At 63.3% G+C, this 16,770-nt stretch carries 13 protein-coding genes and 1 tRNA gene; all 14 read left to right on the top strand.

All coding sequences use genetic code 11. The features are described 5' to 3' along the window. Nucleotides 1-141 (top strand): EF-Tu C-terminal domain-related protein (locus tag AC5P6A_RS20930; RefSeq protein ID WP_487247787.1); only part of this gene is annotated, 141 nt, incomplete at its 5' end. A gap of 103 nt (nucleotides 142-244) precedes the next feature. Further along, nucleotides 245-320, top strand: a tRNA-Trp gene (locus AC5P6A_RS20925). 49 nt (nucleotides 321-369) lie between these two features. Then, complete coding sequence (gene secE / locus AC5P6A_RS20920) at nucleotides 370-783, top strand: preprotein translocase subunit SecE (protein ID WP_005408202.1); 414 nt, start codon at nucleotides 370-372, stop codon at nucleotides 781-783. A 10-nt stretch (nucleotides 784-793) separates the two neighbouring features. Further along, entirely contained in the window at nucleotides 794-1,354 is a 561-nt protein-coding gene (nusG, locus tag AC5P6A_RS20915; RefSeq protein WP_004154362.1) for a transcription termination/antitermination protein NusG, read from the top strand. Nucleotides 1,355-1,611: 257 nt separating this feature from the next. Next, nucleotides 1,612-2,040, top strand: a complete 429-nt coding sequence (gene rplK, locus AC5P6A_RS20910; RefSeq protein WP_004145248.1) for a 50S ribosomal protein L11 — start codon at nucleotides 1,612-1,614, stop codon at nucleotides 2,038-2,040. Nucleotides 2,041-2,044: 4 nt separating this feature from the next. Continuing rightward, the gene (gene rplA / locus AC5P6A_RS20905; protein ID WP_014646045.1) at nucleotides 2,045-2,743 is read left to right on the top strand and encodes a 50S ribosomal protein L1; all 699 of its coding nucleotides are present in this window, start codon (nucleotides 2,045-2,047) and stop codon (nucleotides 2,741-2,743) included. 387 nt (nucleotides 2,744-3,130) lie between these two features. After that, complete coding sequence (gene rplJ / locus AC5P6A_RS20900) at nucleotides 3,131-3,667, top strand: 50S ribosomal protein L10 (RefSeq protein ID WP_010480377.1); 537 nt, start codon at nucleotides 3,131-3,133, stop codon at nucleotides 3,665-3,667. Nucleotides 3,668-3,730: 63 nt separating this feature from the next. Further along, nucleotides 3,731-4,099 carry a 50S ribosomal protein L7/L12 gene (gene rplL, locus AC5P6A_RS20895; RefSeq protein WP_005408204.1) on the top strand — a complete coding sequence of 123 codons (369 nt, stop codon included), beginning with the start codon at nucleotides 3,731-3,733 and terminating at the stop codon, nucleotides 4,097-4,099. Between the two features lie 364 nt (nucleotides 4,100-4,463). Continuing rightward, nucleotides 4,464-8,618, top strand: coding sequence for a DNA-directed RNA polymerase subunit beta (gene rpoB / locus AC5P6A_RS20890; RefSeq protein ID WP_019662235.1), 4,155 nt, complete (start codon nucleotides 4,464-4,466; stop codon nucleotides 8,616-8,618). Nucleotides 8,619-8,707: 89 nt separating this feature from the next. After that, nucleotides 8,708-12,931, top strand: coding sequence for a DNA-directed RNA polymerase subunit beta' (gene rpoC / locus AC5P6A_RS20885; protein ID WP_019662236.1), 4,224 nt, complete (start codon nucleotides 8,708-8,710; stop codon nucleotides 12,929-12,931). A 322-nt stretch (nucleotides 12,932-13,253) separates the two neighbouring features. Continuing rightward, nucleotides 13,254-13,628, top strand: coding sequence for a 30S ribosomal protein S12 (rpsL, locus tag AC5P6A_RS20880; RefSeq protein ID WP_004145320.1), 375 nt, complete (start codon nucleotides 13,254-13,256; stop codon nucleotides 13,626-13,628). Between the two features lie 12 nt (nucleotides 13,629-13,640). Further along, nucleotides 13,641-14,114 carry a 30S ribosomal protein S7 gene (gene rpsG / locus AC5P6A_RS20875; RefSeq protein WP_004145321.1) on the top strand — a complete coding sequence of 158 codons (474 nt, stop codon included), beginning with the start codon at nucleotides 13,641-13,643 and terminating at the stop codon, nucleotides 14,112-14,114. Nucleotides 14,115-14,255: 141 nt separating this feature from the next. Continuing rightward, nucleotides 14,256-16,397 carry an elongation factor G gene (gene fusA / locus AC5P6A_RS20870; protein ID WP_019662237.1) on the top strand — a complete coding sequence of 714 codons (2,142 nt, stop codon included), beginning with the start codon at nucleotides 14,256-14,258 and terminating at the stop codon, nucleotides 16,395-16,397. A 52-nt stretch (nucleotides 16,398-16,449) separates the two neighbouring features. Continuing rightward, nucleotides 16,450-16,770 (top strand): GTP-binding protein (locus AC5P6A_RS20865; RefSeq protein ID WP_495201811.1); only part of this gene is annotated, 321 nt, incomplete at its 3' end.

The following is a 16,770-nucleotide window of genomic DNA, read 5'->3' as shown; positions in this document are numbered from 1 at the left end:
GAAATGGTGATGCCGGGTGACAACGTCAAGATGGTCGTCACCCTGATCAACCCGGTGGCGATGGACGAAGGCCTGCGCTTCGCCATCCGCGAAGGCGGCCGCACCGTCGGCGCCGGCGTGGTCTCGAAGATCATCGAGTAAGCCTGCAGTACCGGTGGTTGCATAGCGCCGCCGGTTACGCGAATGGCGGGCCGGGAACCTCGGTCCGCCTTCGCCGTCTAAGGGAAGGCAAGTTTCAACACGTACGCCAGTAGCTCAATTGGCAGAGCAGCGGTCTCCAAAACCGCAGGTTGGGGGTTCGAGTCCCTCCTGGCGTGCCATCTGCCCACCTTATCCAGCGGCCTGGGCCGCTAAAGCAGACACAGCCGGATGAATAGCAAGATCGAACACTCCAAGGACAACTCCGCCAATGGCGGGGATATCGTCAAGTACGTCGCCGCATCGCTGCTGGTGCTGGCCGGTCTGTTCGTCTGGTTCTGGTTCTCCGCCGATTCCGGTCGCGCCACCCAGCTGGGTGCGTGGGCGGGTCAGCTGCGTGCGTTGGCGGTTGTGGTCGGTCTGGTTGGCGGTATCGGCGTGTTCATGCTGACCGGCAAGGGGCGCGACACCCGCGAATTCCTCTCCGAGTCGCGCTTCGAACTGCGCAAGGTGGTCTGGCCGACGCGCCAGGAAGCCATCCGCATGACCTGGGTCGTGATGGTGGTGGTGACCATTCTCAGTCTGTTGCTGGGTGGGTTCGATTACGTCATTCAGTGGCTGGTTCAGTTGTTCCTGAGCCGCTAAGGAGAATTGCATGAAGCGTTGGTACGTCGTTCACGCCTATTCGGGCTTCGAGAAGTCGGTGGCGCAGGCCCTGCGCGATCGCATCGTCCGTGACGGCATGGAAGAGCGCTTCGGCGATGTCCTGGTCCCGACCGAAGAAGTGGTCGAGATGCGCGCTGGCCAGAAGCGCCGCTCCGAGCGCAAGTTCTTCCCGGGTTATGTGCTGGTCCAGATCGAGACCCACGAAGAAGCCGGCATTCCGCGCATCGACAACGAAAGCTGGCATCTGGTCAAGGAAACCCCGCGCGTCATGGGCTTCATCGGCGGCACCGCCGACCGTCCGCTGCCGATCGCCGATTCCGAGGCCGAGGCCATCCTGAACCGCGTTCAGGAAGGTGTCGAGAAGCCGCGTCCGAAGGTGCTGTTCGAGCCGGGCCAGATGGTCCGCGTCACTGATGGCCCGTTCAACGATTTCAATGGCGTCGTCGAAGAAGTCAACTACGAGAAGAGCCGTCTGCGCGTTTCCGTGCTGATCTTCGGTCGCGCTACTCCGGTCGAACTCGAGTTCGGCCAGGTCGAAAAAGCCGTCTGATCCAGCTGCAGAGTCGAGCCATGCTCGGCTCCTGAACAGAAACCGGGCTTGGCCCGGTTTCTCTCGTTTATGTGCCACTTCAGGCATGTGAAGAAAAAACCTGATATAGTGCGCGGCTCCCCGCTGGGAAGCCAGCAGGATGAGGCCGCCGCAAGGCGGCCTTCAGCATGATTTCAAAACGCGATGCCGGGACGCGTGATTCCCGGTCCGATGGGGAGCCTGTTGTCGAAAGGCGCTAGCACCCGGAGAGTACTCACATGGCAAAGAAAGTTGTCGGTTACATCAAGCTGCAGGTGAAGGCCGGTCAGGCCAACCCCTCGCCGCCGGTCGGCCCTGCGCTGGGTCAGCGCGGTCTGAACATCATGGAATTCTGCAAGGCGTTCAACGCTGCCACGCAGAAGCTCGAGCCGGGCCTGCCGGTTCCGGTGATCATCACGGCCTACTCGGACCGTACGTTCACCTTCATCACCAAGAGCACCCCGGCCACCACCCTGCTGAAGAAGGCTGCTGGCATCTCGTCGGGCTCCAAGCGCCCGAACACCGAGAAGGTCGGCAAGGTCACCCGTAAGCAGCTGGAAGAGATCGCCAAGGCGAAGGAACCGGATCTGACTGCCGCCGATCTGGACGCCGCCGTGCGTACCATCGCTGGCTCTGCCCGTTCCATGGGCCTCGTGGTGGAGGGTTAATAAGATGGCACAGACCAAGCGTGAGAAGGCCATCAAGGCCGCCGTCGTCCCGGGCAAGGCATACGCCTTCGAGGACGCGATCAACATCCTGAAGACCGCCACCAAGGCCAAGTTCGTCGAGTCGATCGACGTCGCTGTGCGCCTGGGCGTCGATGCGAAGAAGTCCGACCAGCAGGTCCGTGGCTCCACCGTGCTGCCGGCCGGTACCGGCAAGTCGGTCCGCGTCGCCGTGTTCGCTCCGGCCGGTGCCAAGGCTGACGAAGCCCTGGCCGCTGGCGCCGAAGCCGTCGGCATGGATGATCTGGCCGAGAAGATGCAGGCCGGCGATCTGAACTACGACGTCGTCATCGCGACCCCGGACGCCATGCGCGTCGTCGGCAAGCTGGGCACCGTGCTGGGCCCGCGTGGCCTGATGCCGAACCCGAAGGTCGGCACCGTTTCCCCGAACCCGGGTGAAGCCGTGAAGAACGCCAAGTCGGGCCAGGTCCGTTACCGTACCGACAAGGCCGGCATCATCCACTGCACCATCGGCAAGGCCGACTTCGCCGAAGACGCGCTGAAGTCGAACCTGACCGCGCTGCTGCTGGACCTGATCAAGGCCAAGCCGGCCACCTCCAAGGGCACCTACCTGCAGAAGGTTTCGGTCAGCTCGACGATGGGCCCGGGCGTCACCGTCGACCAGTCGTCGCTGACCCTGAAGTAATTGTTTCAAGCGGTCACGGTACCTTCGGTGCCGTGACCGTGACATTTGAAGGCATCGCTGGCAGTGCATCGCCCGCGGTAGCCGTCAAAGACCGCAGGCGCGGTCGTGGCAATACCGGCGACGGGCAGGGAAGCTCGACCTGGCAAGGAGTCGCCGCCGGAGCAGTCATGAACGCTTAATCGATTCCCCGGAATCACCCTGCGTAGATGGTGCCCTTCTGGAGTTTTTCTGGTTCACGCACGTCTGGGTTTCCCCAGGTTGGCCCACTCCAGGTCTAGAACGGCCCACCCCCGGAACATCATCCCGATGTTCCCGGCGTCCAGGACGGATGCCGCACAGGACCGCACACGGCAGGAGCCGTAAGCGGAGTTCAATAGGAGGAGTGCAATGGCTCTCAATCTGTCCCAGAAGCAAGAAGTAGTCGCCGAGCTGGCAGACGTCGCCGCCAAGGCCCACTCCTTGATCGCAGCCGAATACGCTGGCACCACGGTCGCCCAGATGACCGCGATGCGCAAGCAGGCTCGTGAAACCGGTGTTTTCTTGAAGGTTGTCAAGAACACCCTGGCTTCGCGCGCCGTTGAAGGCACCGAGTTCGCAGTCGCCCAGGACCAGATGGTTGGTCCGCTGCTGTACGCGTTCTCGCTCGAGGAGCCCGGCGCTGCCGGTCGCCTGATCAAGGAAGCCGCCAAGGGCAACGACAAGCTGAAGGCTAAGGTCGTCGCCATCGGTGGCGAAGTGTTCCCGGCAAGCCACGTCGAAGTGCTGGCCTCGCTGCCGACCCGCGACCAGGCCCTGGCCATGCTGGCCCGCGTCCTGACCGAGCCGGTCACGATGTTTGCCCGCGCCATCAAGGCCGTTGGCGAGAAGCAGGGTGGTGGCGACGTCGCTGCCGACGCTGCCGAGCCGGCCGCCGAGACCGCCTGAGTTTCGACTTATCGTGGTTCCTGACGGAACCTCAACCCAGAAAATCATCCAAAGGTATTAATCATGTCCCTTACCAACGAACAGATCGTCGACGCCATCGCCGAGAAGTCCCTGATGGAAGTGATGGAGCTGGTCAAGGCCATCGAAGAGAAGTTCGGCGTCTCCGCCGCTGCTCCGGTTGCCGTGGCTGCCGCCGCTGGCCCGGCCGCTGCTGTTGAAGAGCAGACCGAGTTCACCGTCACCCTGAAGTCGGCCGGCGACAAGAAGGTCGAAGTCATCAAGGCCGTCCGCGCCATCACCGGCCTGGGCCTGAAGGAAGCGAAGGACCTGGCCGAAGCCGGTGGCGTCCTGAAGGAAGGCGCTTCGAAGGAAGACGCCGAGAAGATGAAGAAGGACCTGGAAGCTGCTGGCGCGACTGTCGAAGTCAAGTAAGCAGTTACCTTGCATCGTCATCGATTCGCGGCGATGCAGCCAAGGCTGGGGGCGTAAGCCCCCGGCCTTTGGTCGTTGTTGCGGTGGTGTAGAGTCGACTGTTAGTCGGCTGCTGTGAAGGAAGTCGACTAACAGTCGACTCTACCTTTTCAAATGCAGGAAAAAAGCCCAACACGGGCTGCAGTCAAACCCCGGCAGGCCAGCGCATGGCGCGGCAGCGGGGGAGTGGAAGCAGACGAGTTGGCAGTTGGAAGTAGCGGGAGAAGGCGTGCTGGTGCCGGCAATACCAGCGACTTCCAACTGACAATTTCAAGTTCCCTTCGGATCGTGGGCGCACGATCCGCACAACAAGGTGGAAGACCTCATGACGTCCTATTCGTTCACCGAAAAAAAGCGTATCCGCAAGGATTTCGGCAAGCAGCGCTCGATTCTCGAAGTGCCGTTCCTGCTCGCCATCCAGGTGGATTCCTATCGTGAATTCCTGCAGGAGAACGTCGATCCGGCCAAGCGCACGGACCACGGCCTGCACGCTGCGCTGAAGTCGGTCTTCCCGATCGCCAGCTACAGCGGCAACGCTGCCCTGGAATACGTCGGCTACAAGCTGGGCGAACCGGTCTTCGACGAGCGTGAGTGCCGCCAGCGTGGCATGAGCTACGGCGCCCCGCTGCGCGTGACCGTGCGCCTGGTGATCTACGACCGTGAGTCGTCGACCAAGGCCATCAAGTATGTGAAGGAGCAGGAGGTCTATCTGGGCGAAATCCCGCTGATGACCGAGAACGGCACCTTCATCGTCAACGGTACCGAGCGCGTCATCGTCTCGCAGCTGCACCGCTCGCCGGGCGTGTTCTTCGACCACGACCGCGGCAAGACCCACAGCTCGGGCAAGCTGCTGTACAGCGCCCGCATCATTCCTTACCGCGGTTCCTGGCTGGACTTCGAGTTCGACCCGAAGGATGCGCTGTTCACCCGTATCGACCGCCGCCGCAAGCTGCCGGTGTCGATCCTGCTGCGCGCGCTTGGTTACAGCAACGAAGAGATGCTGGCCGAGTTCTTCGAGATCAACACCTTCCACATCAACCCGGATGAAGGCGTCCAGCTGGAGCTGGTGCCCGAGCGCCTGCGTGGCGAAACCCTGGGCTTCGACCTCGCCGACGGCGACAAGGTCATCGTGGAAGCCGGCAAGCGCATCACCGCGCGCCACATCAAGCAGCTGGAAGCCTCGGGCATCGCCGCCCTGGCCGTGCCGGACGACTACATCGTCGGCCGCATCCTGTCGCACGACGTGGTCGATGCCTCGACCGGCGAACTGCTGGCCCAGGCAAACGACGAGATCACCGACGAACAGCTGCAGGCCTTCCGCAAGGCCGGCGTGGACGCGGTCGGCACCCTGTGGGTGAACGACCTGGACCGTGGTCCGTACCTGTCCAACACCCTGCGCATCGACCCGACCAAGACCCAGCTGGAAGCGCTGGTCGAGATCTACCGCATGATGCGTCCGGGCGAGCCGCCGACCAAGGATGCCGCGCAGAACCTGTTCCACAACCTGTTCTTCACCTTCGAGCGCTACGACCTGTCCGCGGTCGGCCGCATGAAGTTCAACCGTCGCGTGGGCCGCAAGGAAACCACCGGCGAAGCCGTGCTGTACGACAGCAAGTACTTCGGTGAGCGCAACGACGAAGAGTCCAAGCGCCTGGTCGCCGCCCACGGCGACAGCTCCGACATCCTCGACGTGATCAAGGTCCTGACCGAGATCCGCAACGGTCGCGGCGTGGTCGACGACATCGATCACCTGGGCAACCGTCGCGTGCGCTCGGTCGGTGAAATGGCCGAGAACGTGTTCCGCGTGGGCCTGGTCCGCGTCGAGCGCGCGGTCAAGGAGCGCCTGTCGATGGCCGAGTCGGAAGGCCTGACCCCTCAGGAGCTGATCAACGCCAAGCCGGTCGCCGCTGCCATCAAGGAGTTCTTCGGCTCCTCGCAGCTGTCGCAGTTCATGGATCAGAACAACCCGCTGTCGGAAGTGACGCACAAGCGTCGCGTCTCGGCCCTGGGCCCGGGCGGCCTGACCCGTGAGCGCGCCGGCTTCGAAGTGCGCGACGTGCACCCGACCCATTACGGTCGCGTCTGCACCATCGAAACCCCGGAAGGCCCGAACATCGGCCTGATCAACTCGCTGGCCGTGTACGCCCGCACCAACCAGTACGGTTTCCTCGAGACCCCGTACCGAAAGGTCGTGGACGGCAAGGTCTATGACGAAGTCGAGTTCCTGTCGGCGATCGAAGAAAACGAGTACGTCATTGCGCAGGCCAACGCGCTGACCGACGCCAAGGGCACCCTGACCGAGCAGTTCGTGCCGTGCCGCTTCCAGGGCGAATCGCTGCTGAAGCCGCCGGCGGAAGTGCACTTCATGGACGTCTCGCCGATGCAGACCGTGTCGATCGCGGCCGCGCTGGTTCCGTTCCTGGAGCACGATGACGCCAACCGCGCACTGATGGGCGCCAACATGCAGCGTCAGGCCGTGCCGACCCTGCGTGCGCAGAAGCCGCTGGTGGGTACCGGCATCGAGCGCGCCGTGGCGCGTGACTCCGGCGTGACCGTGAACGCCCGCCGTGGTGGCGAGATCGTGCAGATCGACGCAGCCCGCATCGTGGTCAAGGTCAACGAGGAAGAGATCGTTGGCGCCACCGACGCGGGCGTGGACATCTACAACCTGGTCAAGTACACCCGTTCGAACCAGAACACCTGCATCAACCAGCGTCCGCTGGTCCAGGTGGGTGACGTCATCGCCCGCGGTGACGTGCTGGCCGACGGTCCGTCCACCGACATCGGCGAACTGGCCCTGGGCCAGAACATGCTGATCGCGTTCATGCCGTGGAACGGCTACAACTTCGAAGACTCCATCCTGCTCTCCGAGCGCGTGGTGGAAGAAGATCGTTACACCACGATCCACATCGAAGAGCTGACCTGCGTCGCGCGTGACACCAAGCTGGGGCCGGAGGAAATCTCCGCCGACATTCCGAACGTCTCCGAGCAGGCGCTGAACCGCCTGGACGAGAGCGGCGTGGTGTACATCGGTGCGGAAGTCCGTGCCGGCGACATCCTGGTCGGCAAGGTCACCCCGAAGGGCGAAAGCCAGCTGACTCCGGAAGAGAAGCTGCTGCGCGCCATCTTCGGCGAGAAGGCTTCGGACGTGAAGGACAGCTCGCTGCGCGTTCCGCCGGGCATGGACGGCACCGTCATCGACGTGCAGGTCTTCACCCGCGACGGCATCGAGAAGGACAAGCGCGCCCGCCAGATCGAAGAGTCTGAAATCAAGCGCGTCAAGAAGGACTTCGACGACCAGTTCCGCATCCTGGAGGCCGCCATCTACATGCGTCTGCGTTCGCAGATCGTGGGCAAGGTGGTCAACGGTGGCGCTGGCCTGAAGAAGGGTGACGTGATCACCGACGCGTTCCTGGATGGCCTGAAGAAGGCTGACTGGTTCGCCCTGCGCATGAAGGACGAAGACGCTTCGGAAGCCATCGAGCGCGCACAGAAGCAGATCCAGGCGCACGAGAAGGAGTTCGAGCGTCGCTTCGCCGACAAGCGCGGCAAGATCACCGCCGGTGACGACCTCGCCCCGGGCGTGCTGAAGATGGTCAAGGTGTTCCTGGCCGTGAAGCGCCGCATCCAGCCGGGCGACAAGATGGCCGGCCGCCACGGCAACAAGGGTGTGGTCTCCAACGTGGTGCCGGTCGAGGACATGCCGTACATGGCCTCGGGCGAAACCGTGGATATCGTGCTGAACCCGCTGGGCGTGCCGTCGCGCATGAACATCGGCCAGATCCTGGAAGTGCACCTGGGCTGGGCCGCCAAGGGCCTGGGTCGCAAGATCCAGGCGATGCTGGAAGCCCAGGCGGCGGTGGCCGACCTGCGCAAGTTCCTGGACGACATCTACAACCACGACGATACCAACGTGGCCAACCGTGTCGACCTGTCGCAGTTCAGCGACGAGGAACTGCTGCGCCTGGCCCGCAACCTGACCGACGGCGTGCCGATGGCCACCCCGGTGTTCGACGGCGCCACCGAAGCGGAAATCAAGCGCATGCTGGAACTGGCCGACCTGCCGAGCAGTGGCCAGACCCAGCTGTACGACGGCCGCACCGGTGAAGCATTCGATCGCCACACCACGGTTGGCTACATGCACTACCTGAAGCTGAACCACCTGGTCGACGACAAGATGCACGCCCGTTCGACCGGCCCGTACTCGCTCGTCACCCAGCAGCCGCTGGGCGGCAAGGCGCAGTTCGGCGGCCAGCGCTTCGGTGAAATGGAAGTCTGGGCGCTGGAAGCCTACGGCGCGGCCTACACCCTGCAGGAAATGCTGACGGTGAAGTCCGACGACGTGCAGGGCCGCAACCAGATGTACAAGAACATCGTCGACGGTGAGCACGAGATGGTCGCGGGCATGCCGGAATCCTTCAACGTGCTCGTGAAGGAAATCCGCTCGCTGGCCATCAACATGGAACTGGAAGACAACTGATCCATGCCGGCGCGGCGGCCTCCACCGCCGCGCCGCTGGCAGTGAACTGAAAGCCCATCGACACAGCATTCCTCCTTCTGGAGAACACCATGAAAGACCTGCTCAACCTCTTCAACCAGCAGCGCCAGACGCTGGACTTCGACGCGATCAAGATCGCGCTGGCCTCGCCGGACCTGATCCGTTCGTGGTCCTTCGGCGAAGTGAAGAAGCCGGAAACCATCAACTACCGCACCTTCAAGCCGGAACGCGACGGCCTGTTCTGCGCCGCCATCTTCGGACCGGTGAAGGACTACGAGTGCCTGTGCGGCAAGTACAAGCGCATGAAGCACCGCGGCGTGGTCTGCGAAAAGTGCGGCACCGAAGTGACCCTGGCCAAGGTGCGCCGCGAGCGCATGGGCCACATCGACCTGGCCTCGCCGGTCGCGCACATCTGGTTCCTGAAGTCGCTGCCGTCGCGCATCGGCCTGATGCTGGACATGACCCTGCGCGACATCGAGCGCGTGCTGTATTTCGAAGCCTACGTGGTGACCGAGCCGGGCCTGACCGCCCTGGAACGCCGCCAGCTGCTGACCGAGGAACAGTACCTGCAGGCCCGCCAGGAGCACGGTGACGACTTCGACGCCGCCATGGGCGCCGAGGCCGTGTACGAACTGCTGCGCACGATCGACCTGCAGTCGGAAATGACCCGCCTGCGCGAGGAAATCGCCGCTACCGGTTCGGAAACCAAGCTCAAGCGCCTCACCAAGCGCATCAAGCTGATCGAAGCCTTCCTGGAATCGGGCAACCGTCCGGAATGGATGGTCATGACCGTGCTGCCGGTGCTGCCGCCGGACCTGCGTCCGCTGGTCCCGCTGGATGGCGGCCGCTTCGCGACCTCCGACCTGAACGACCTGTACCGCCGCGTCATCAACCGCAACAACCGCCTGCGCCGCCTGCTCGAACTGAGCGCGCCGGACATCATCGTGCGCAATGAAAAGCGCATGCTGCAGGAATCGGTCGATGCGCTGCTGGACAACGGCCGTCGCGGCCGTGCCATCACCGGCACCAACAAGCGCCCGCTGAAGTCGCTGGCCGACATGATCAAGGGCAAGCAGGGCCGCTTCCGCCAGAACCTGCTCGGCAAGCGCGTCGACTACTCGGGCCGTTCGGTCATCGTGGTCGGCCCGTACCTGCGCCTGCACCAGTGCGGCCTGCCGAAGAAGATGGCGCTTGAGCTGTTCAAGCCGTTCGTCTTCGCCAAGCTGCAGCGTCGTGGCCTGGCCACCACCATCAAGGCCGCCAAGAAGCTGGTCGAGCGCGAAGAAGCCGAAGTCTGGGACATCCTGGAAGAGGTCATCCGCGAGCATCCGGTGATGCTGAACCGTGCGCCGACCCTGCACCGCCTGGGCATCCAGGCGTTCGAGCCGGTGCTGATCGAAGGCAAGGCCATCCAGCTGCACCCGCTGGTCTGCACCGCGTTCAACGCCGACTTCGACGGTGACCAGATGGCCGTCCACGTGCCGCTCTCGTTGGAAGCCCAGCTGGAAGCGCGTGCGCTGATGATGTCGACCAACAACATCCTGTCGCCGGCCAACGGCGAGCCGATCATCGTGCCGTCGCAGGACGTCGTGCTGGGTCTGTACTACATGACCCGCTCGCTGGAGAACAAGAAGGGCGAGGGCATGGCCTTCGCCAACATCGCCGAAGTCAAGCGCGCCTACGACAACCGCGTGGTGGAACTGCACGCCAAGGTCAAGGTCCGCATCACCGAGGTGGTGACCGACGAAGACGGCAACAAGCAGAACAAGACCTCGATCGTGGACACCACGATCGGTCGCGCCCTGCTGGCTGAAATCCTGCCGGAAGGCCTGCCGTTCGCACTGGCCAATGTCGAACTGACCAAGAAGAACATCAGCCGCCTGATCAACTCCAGCTACCGCCAGCTGGGCCTGAAGGACACGGTCGTGTTCGCTGACAAGCTGATGTACACCGGCTTCGCCTACGCGACCCGTGCCGGCGTCTCGATCGGCATCGACGACATGCTGATCCCGGACGAGAAGAAGGGCATCCTCACCGAGGCCGAAGCCGAAGTGCTGGAAATCCAGGAGCAGTACCAGTCGGGCCTGGTCACCGCCGGCGAGCGCTACAACAAGGTGGTCGACATCTGGTCGCGCACCAACGAGCGCATCGCCAAGGCGATGATGGACACCATCGGTACCGAGAAGGTGGTCAATGCCAAGGGTGAGACCATCGACCAGAAGTCGATGAACTCGCTGTACATCATGGCCGACTCCGGTGCGCGTGGTTCGCAGGCGCAGATCCGTCAGCTGGCCGGCATGCGCGGCCTGATGGCCCGCCCGGACGGCTCGATCATCGAGACGCCCATCAAGGCGAACTTCCGCGAAGGCCTGAACGTGCAGGAGTACTTCAACTCCACCCACGGTGCCCGTAAGGGTCTGGCCGATACCGCGCTGAAGACCGCGAACTCGGGTTACCTGACCCGTCGTCTGGTCGACGTCGCGCAGGACGTGGTGATCACCGAGGTGGATTGCGGTACCACCGAAGGCCTGATCATGACCCCGATCGTGGAAGGCGGCGACGTGGTCGAGCCGCTGAAGGACCGCGTGCTGGGTCGCGTGGTGGCCGAGGACGTGTTCCTGCCGGGCAACGATGAAGATCCGATCGTCACCCGCAACACCCTGCTGGACGAAGCCTGGGTGGCCAAGCTGGAAGATGCCGGCGTGCAGACCATCAAGGTCCGCTCGACCATCTCCTGCGAATCGGCCTTCGGTGTCTGCTCGCGCTGCTACGGCCGCGATCTGGCCCGCGGCCACCTGGTCAACATCGGTGAAGCGGTCGGCGTCATCGCCGCCCAGTCCATCGGTGAGCCGGGTACCCAGCTGACCATGCGTACGTTCCACATCGGTGGTGCGGCGTCGCGAGCTGCTGCGGTCGACAACATCACCGTCAAGACCACCGGCTCGGTCAAGTTCAGCAACCTCAAGTCGGTCGAGCACGCCAACGGCTCGCTGGTGGCGGTGTCGCGCTCGGGCGAAATCTCGGTGCTCGATGCCCACGGTCGTGAGCGTGAGCGTTACAAGCTGCCGTACGGTGCGACCATCACGTCCAAGGACGGTGATGCGATCAAGGCTGGCCAGACCGTGGCCAACTGGGATCCGCATAACCACCCGATCGTGTCGGAAGTGGCCGGCTTCATCCGCTTCATCGACTTCGTCGACGGCATCACCGTCATCGAGAAGACCGACGAGCTGACCGGCCTTGCCTCGCGCGAAATCACCGATCCGAAGCGTCGTGGTACCCAGGCCAAGGACCTGCGCCCGATCGTGCGCATCGTCGACGCCAAGGGCAATGACCTGTCGATCCCGGGCACCGATCTGCCGGCGCAGTACCTGCTGCCGCCGCGCTCGATCGTCAACCTGCAGGACGGCGCTGCCGTCGGCGTGGGTGACGTGGTCGCCAAGATTCCGCAGGAAGCGTCGAAGACCCGCGACATCACCGGTGGTCTGCCGCGCGTGGCCGATCTGTTCGAAGCCCGCAAGCCGAAGGATCCGGCGGTGCTGGCCGAGCGTTCGGGCATCATCAGCTTCGGCAAGGACACCAAGGGCAAGCAGCGCCTGATCATCAAGGACACCGATGGTTCGGAGCACGAAGAGCTGATCCCGAAGTACCGCCAGGTCATCGTGTTCGAAGGCGAGCATGTCACCAAGGGTGAAACCATCGTGGACGGCGAGCCGAGCCCGCAGGACATCCTGCGCCTGCTGGGTGTCGAACCGCTGGCTGCCTACCTGGTGAAGGAAATCCAGGACGTGTATCGCCTGCAGGGCGTGAAGATCAACGACAAGCACATCGAGGTGATCACCCGCCAGATGCTGCGCAAGGTCGAGATCACCGACCAGGGCAGCAGCAAGTTCCTGAACGGCGAACAGGTGGAGCGCCAGCGCGTTATCGAGGAGAATGCGCGCCTCGCGGCCCGCAACGAGCTGCCGGCCCGTTTCGATCCGGTGCTGCTGGGTATCACCAAGGCCTCGCTGGCGACTGAATCGTTCATCTCGGCCGCGTCGTTCCAGGAAACCACCCGTGTGTTGACCGAAGCGGCCGTCCGCGGCACCTCGGACAACCTGCGCGGCCTGAAGGAAAACGTCATCGTGGGTCGCCTGATTCCGGCCGGTACCGGCCTGGCGTACCACAGCAACCGCCGCCGCGGCGCCTCCGGCCTTACCGAGTCGGAAATGCAGACCCTGGCCGGCACTCCGGCTGCGGTCGAGGCAGCGGTGGTTGAAGCCGAAGCTGAACAGGCCTCGGGCGAAGAATGATGCATCCGGTCCGGCCGCAAGGCCGGACCACCCGGGCGGTAGAGTCGACTGTTGGTCGACTGCCATCGAGAGTCGGCTAACAGTCGACTCTACCGGCGCAGGGCAGGGTGGACCTCGTGGTTCACCCCGCCAACCTGAACGGGGTACATGGAGGCCCCCCAGTAACGTTCCGGGATCAGGAGCGGGCTTGACAGGAGGCGTTTGACTGCTTTCCTGGCAGGTTGCTACAATCGTCTGTCTCAGCAGGCCAGAATTTTGGCCTGCTTTAACATTTCCGCATCTCTGGCCGGATTTTCCGGCCACCAATCAGAAGAACCTACTGATGGCGACGATCAACCAGCTGGTCCGCAAGCCGCGGCAAGCGACCACCTACAAGAGTGCCTCGCCGGCGCTCGACAAGTGCCCGCAGCGCCGTGGCGTCTGCACCCGTGTCTACACCACCACTCCGAAGAAGCCGAACTCGGCTCTGCGCAAGGTTGCCAAGGTCCGCCTGACCAACCAGGAAGAAGTGATTTCCTACATCGGTGGTGAAGGCCACAACCTGCAGGAGCACTCCGTGGTCCTGATCCGCGGCGGTCGCGTCAAGGACCTGCCGGGTGTGCGTTACCACACCGTTCGTGGCTCGCTCGACGCCGCCGGCGTTGCCAAGCGTCGCCAGGCCCGTTCCAAGTACGGCGCCAAGCGTCCGAAGGCATAAGGAGAGAGCACAATGTCGCGTAAGGGTAATACTCCGCAGCGTTCCGTCCTGCCCGATCCGAAGCACGGAAGCGAAACCATCGCCCGTTTCATCAACATGGTCATGCAGAGCGGCAAGAAGTCCGTCGCCGAGAAGATCGTGTACGGCGCCATGGACGTGATCACCGAGAAGAACAGCAGCGCCAACGCCATTGAACTGGTGCAGAAGGCTCTGGACAACGTCGCTCCGGCGGTCGAAGTCAAGTCGCGCCGCGTCGGTGGTGCCACCTACCAGGTGCCGGTCGAAGTGCGTTCGTCGCGCAAGATGGCCCTGGCCATGCGCTGGCTGATCGACTCCGCGCGCAAGCGCGGCGAGAACACCATGCCGAAGAAGCTGGCTGCTGAACTGATCGACGCCTCGGAAAACCGTGGCGGCGCCATCAAGAAGCGCGAAGAAACCCACCGCATGGCCGAAGCCAACAAGGCATTCGCCCACTACCGCTGGTGAGTTTGACGGCCTTGTAAAACAGGCAGGGCAGCACCACTTCGGTGCGTGCTGCCTCGCGGTCCCAGAAAGACTGCGCCAATCCGAAGGCCGCCGAAAGGCGGCGTTCGGCCATCCGAAATCCAAGAAATCTGAGAGGCTCCCGTGGCCCGTTCCACTCCCATCGAGCGTTACCGTAACTTCGGCATCATGGCTCACATCGATGCCGGCAAGACCACCACGTCCGAGCGCATCCTGTTCTACACCGGCAAGAGCCACAAGATCGGTGAAGTGCACGACGGCGCCGCCACCATGGACTGGATGGAGCAGGAGCAGGAGCGTGGCATCACGATCCAGTCCGCTGCCACCACCGCGTTCTGGAAGGGCATGGACAAGTCCCTGCCGGAGCACCGCTTCAACATCATCGACACCCCGGGGCACGTCGACTTCACCATCGAAGTGGAGCGCTCGCTGCGCGTGCTCGACGGTGCCGTCTTCGTCCTGTGCGCCGTCGGTGGCGTGCAGCCGCAGTCGGAAACCGTGTGGCGCCAGGCCAACAAGTACCACGTGCCGCGCATCGCGTTCGTCAACAAGATGGACCGCACCGGTGCCAACTTCCAGAAGGTCGTCGGCCAGCTGAAGGCCAAGCTGGGCGCGGTTGCCGTGCCGATGCAGCTGCCGATCGGCGCTGAAGACAACTTCAAGGGCGTTGTCGACCTGCTGAAGATGAAGGCCATCCACTGGGATGAAGCCTCGCAGGGCATGAAGTTCGAGTACAGCGACATCCCGGCCGATCTGCAGGCGGCTGCGGAAGAAGCTCGCCAGTTCATGGTCGAGACCGCTGCCGAAGCCAGCGAAGAGCTGATGGAAAAGTACCTGGGCGGCGAAGAGCTGGCCGAGGCCGAAATCATCAACGCGCTGCGTACCCGTACCCTGGCCACCGAGATCGTGCCGATGTACTGCGGCTCGGCCTTCAAGAACAAGGGCGTGCAGGCCATGCTGGACGGCGTGATCCAGCTGCTGCCGTCGCCGGTCGACGTGCCGGACGTGAAGGGCGTGGACGTTGACGACGACACCGTCGAAATGACCCGCAAGTCGGATGACAAGGCGCCGTTCTCGTCGCTGGCCTTCAAGATCATCACCGACCCGTTCGTCGGCGCGCTGACCTTCTTCCGTGTCTACTCGGGCACCCTGAACGGTGGCGACACCGTGCTGAACTCGGTGAAGGGCAAGAAGGAGCGCATCGGCCGCATCCTGCAGATGCACTCGAACAACCGCGAGGAAATCAAGGAAGTTCTGGCTGGTGACATCGCTGCTGCCGTGGGCCTGAAGGACACCACCACCGGTGACACCCTGTGCGCCGTGGATGCCCCGATCATCCTGGAGCGCATGACGTTCCCGGAGCCGGTGATCTCGATGGCCGTCGAGCCGAAGACCAAGTCGGACCAGGAAAAGATGGGTCTGGCGCTGGGTCGCCTGGCGCAGGAAGATCCGTCGTTCCGCGTCAAGACCGACGAAGAATCCGGCCAGACCATCATCTCGGGCATGGGCGAGCTGCACCTGGACATCATCGTCGACCGCCTGAAGCGCGAGTTCAACGTTGAAGCCAACGTCGGCGCGCCGCAGGTGGCCTACCGCGAAACCATCACCCTGGCTGACGTCAAGTCGGACTACAAGCACGCCAAGCAGTCCGGTGGTAAGGGTCAGTACGGTCACGTCGTGATCGAGCTGTCGCCGATCACCGCTGAAGATCGTGCCGATCCGAAGATCGCTCCGATGATCAAGGACGATTTCCTGTTCATCAACGACATCACCGGCGGCGTGATCCCGAAGGAATTCATTCCGTCGGTTGAAAAGGGCCTGCGCGAAACCATCACCAGCGGCCCGCTGGCTGGCTTCCCGGTCGTGGACGTCAAGGTGAAGCTGGTGTTCGGTTCGTACCACGACGTCGACTCCTCGGAAATGGCGTTCAAGCTGGCTTCGTCGATGGCCTTCAAGCAGGGCTTCGCCAAGGCCAAGCCGGTGCTGCTGGAGCCGATCATGAAGGTCGAGATCGTGACCCCGGAGGATTACCAGGGTGACGTGATGGGCGACGTCAGCCGTCGTCGCGGCGTGCTGCAGGGTTCCGACACCACCGGTGACGGTTCGGCCAGCATCATCAACGCGATGATCCCGCTGGGTGAAATGTTCGGCTACGCCACTGCGCTGCGTTCGCAGACCCAGGGCCGCGCCACCTTCACCATGGAATTCGATCACTACGAGCCGGCTCCGACCAACATCGCCGAAGCCGTCATGAAGAAGGGCTGAGCCTCGCTCAGCCTCTCTTGAAACCATTTACGAACAATCAAGGTATAGAACAATGGCAAAGGGTAAGTTCGAGCGCACCAAGCCGCACGTCAACGTCGGCACCATCGGTCACGTCGACCACGGCAAGACCACGCTGACCGCCGCACTGACCAAGATCGGTGCCGAGCGCTTCGGTGGCGAGTTCAAGGATTACTCCTCGATCGACGCCGCTCCGGAAGAAAAGGCACGTGGTATCACGATCTCGACCGCGCACGTCGAATACGAATCCCCGATCCGTCACTACGCCCACGTTGACTGCCCGGGCCACGCTGACTACGTCAAGAACATGATCACCGGTGCCGCCCAGATGGACGGCGCGATCCTGGTGTGCTCG

The organism is Stenotrophomonas sp. YJH_SMC_20 (assembly GCF_059367845.1).
This window is presented reverse-complemented; position numbering and strand designations above follow the sequence as displayed.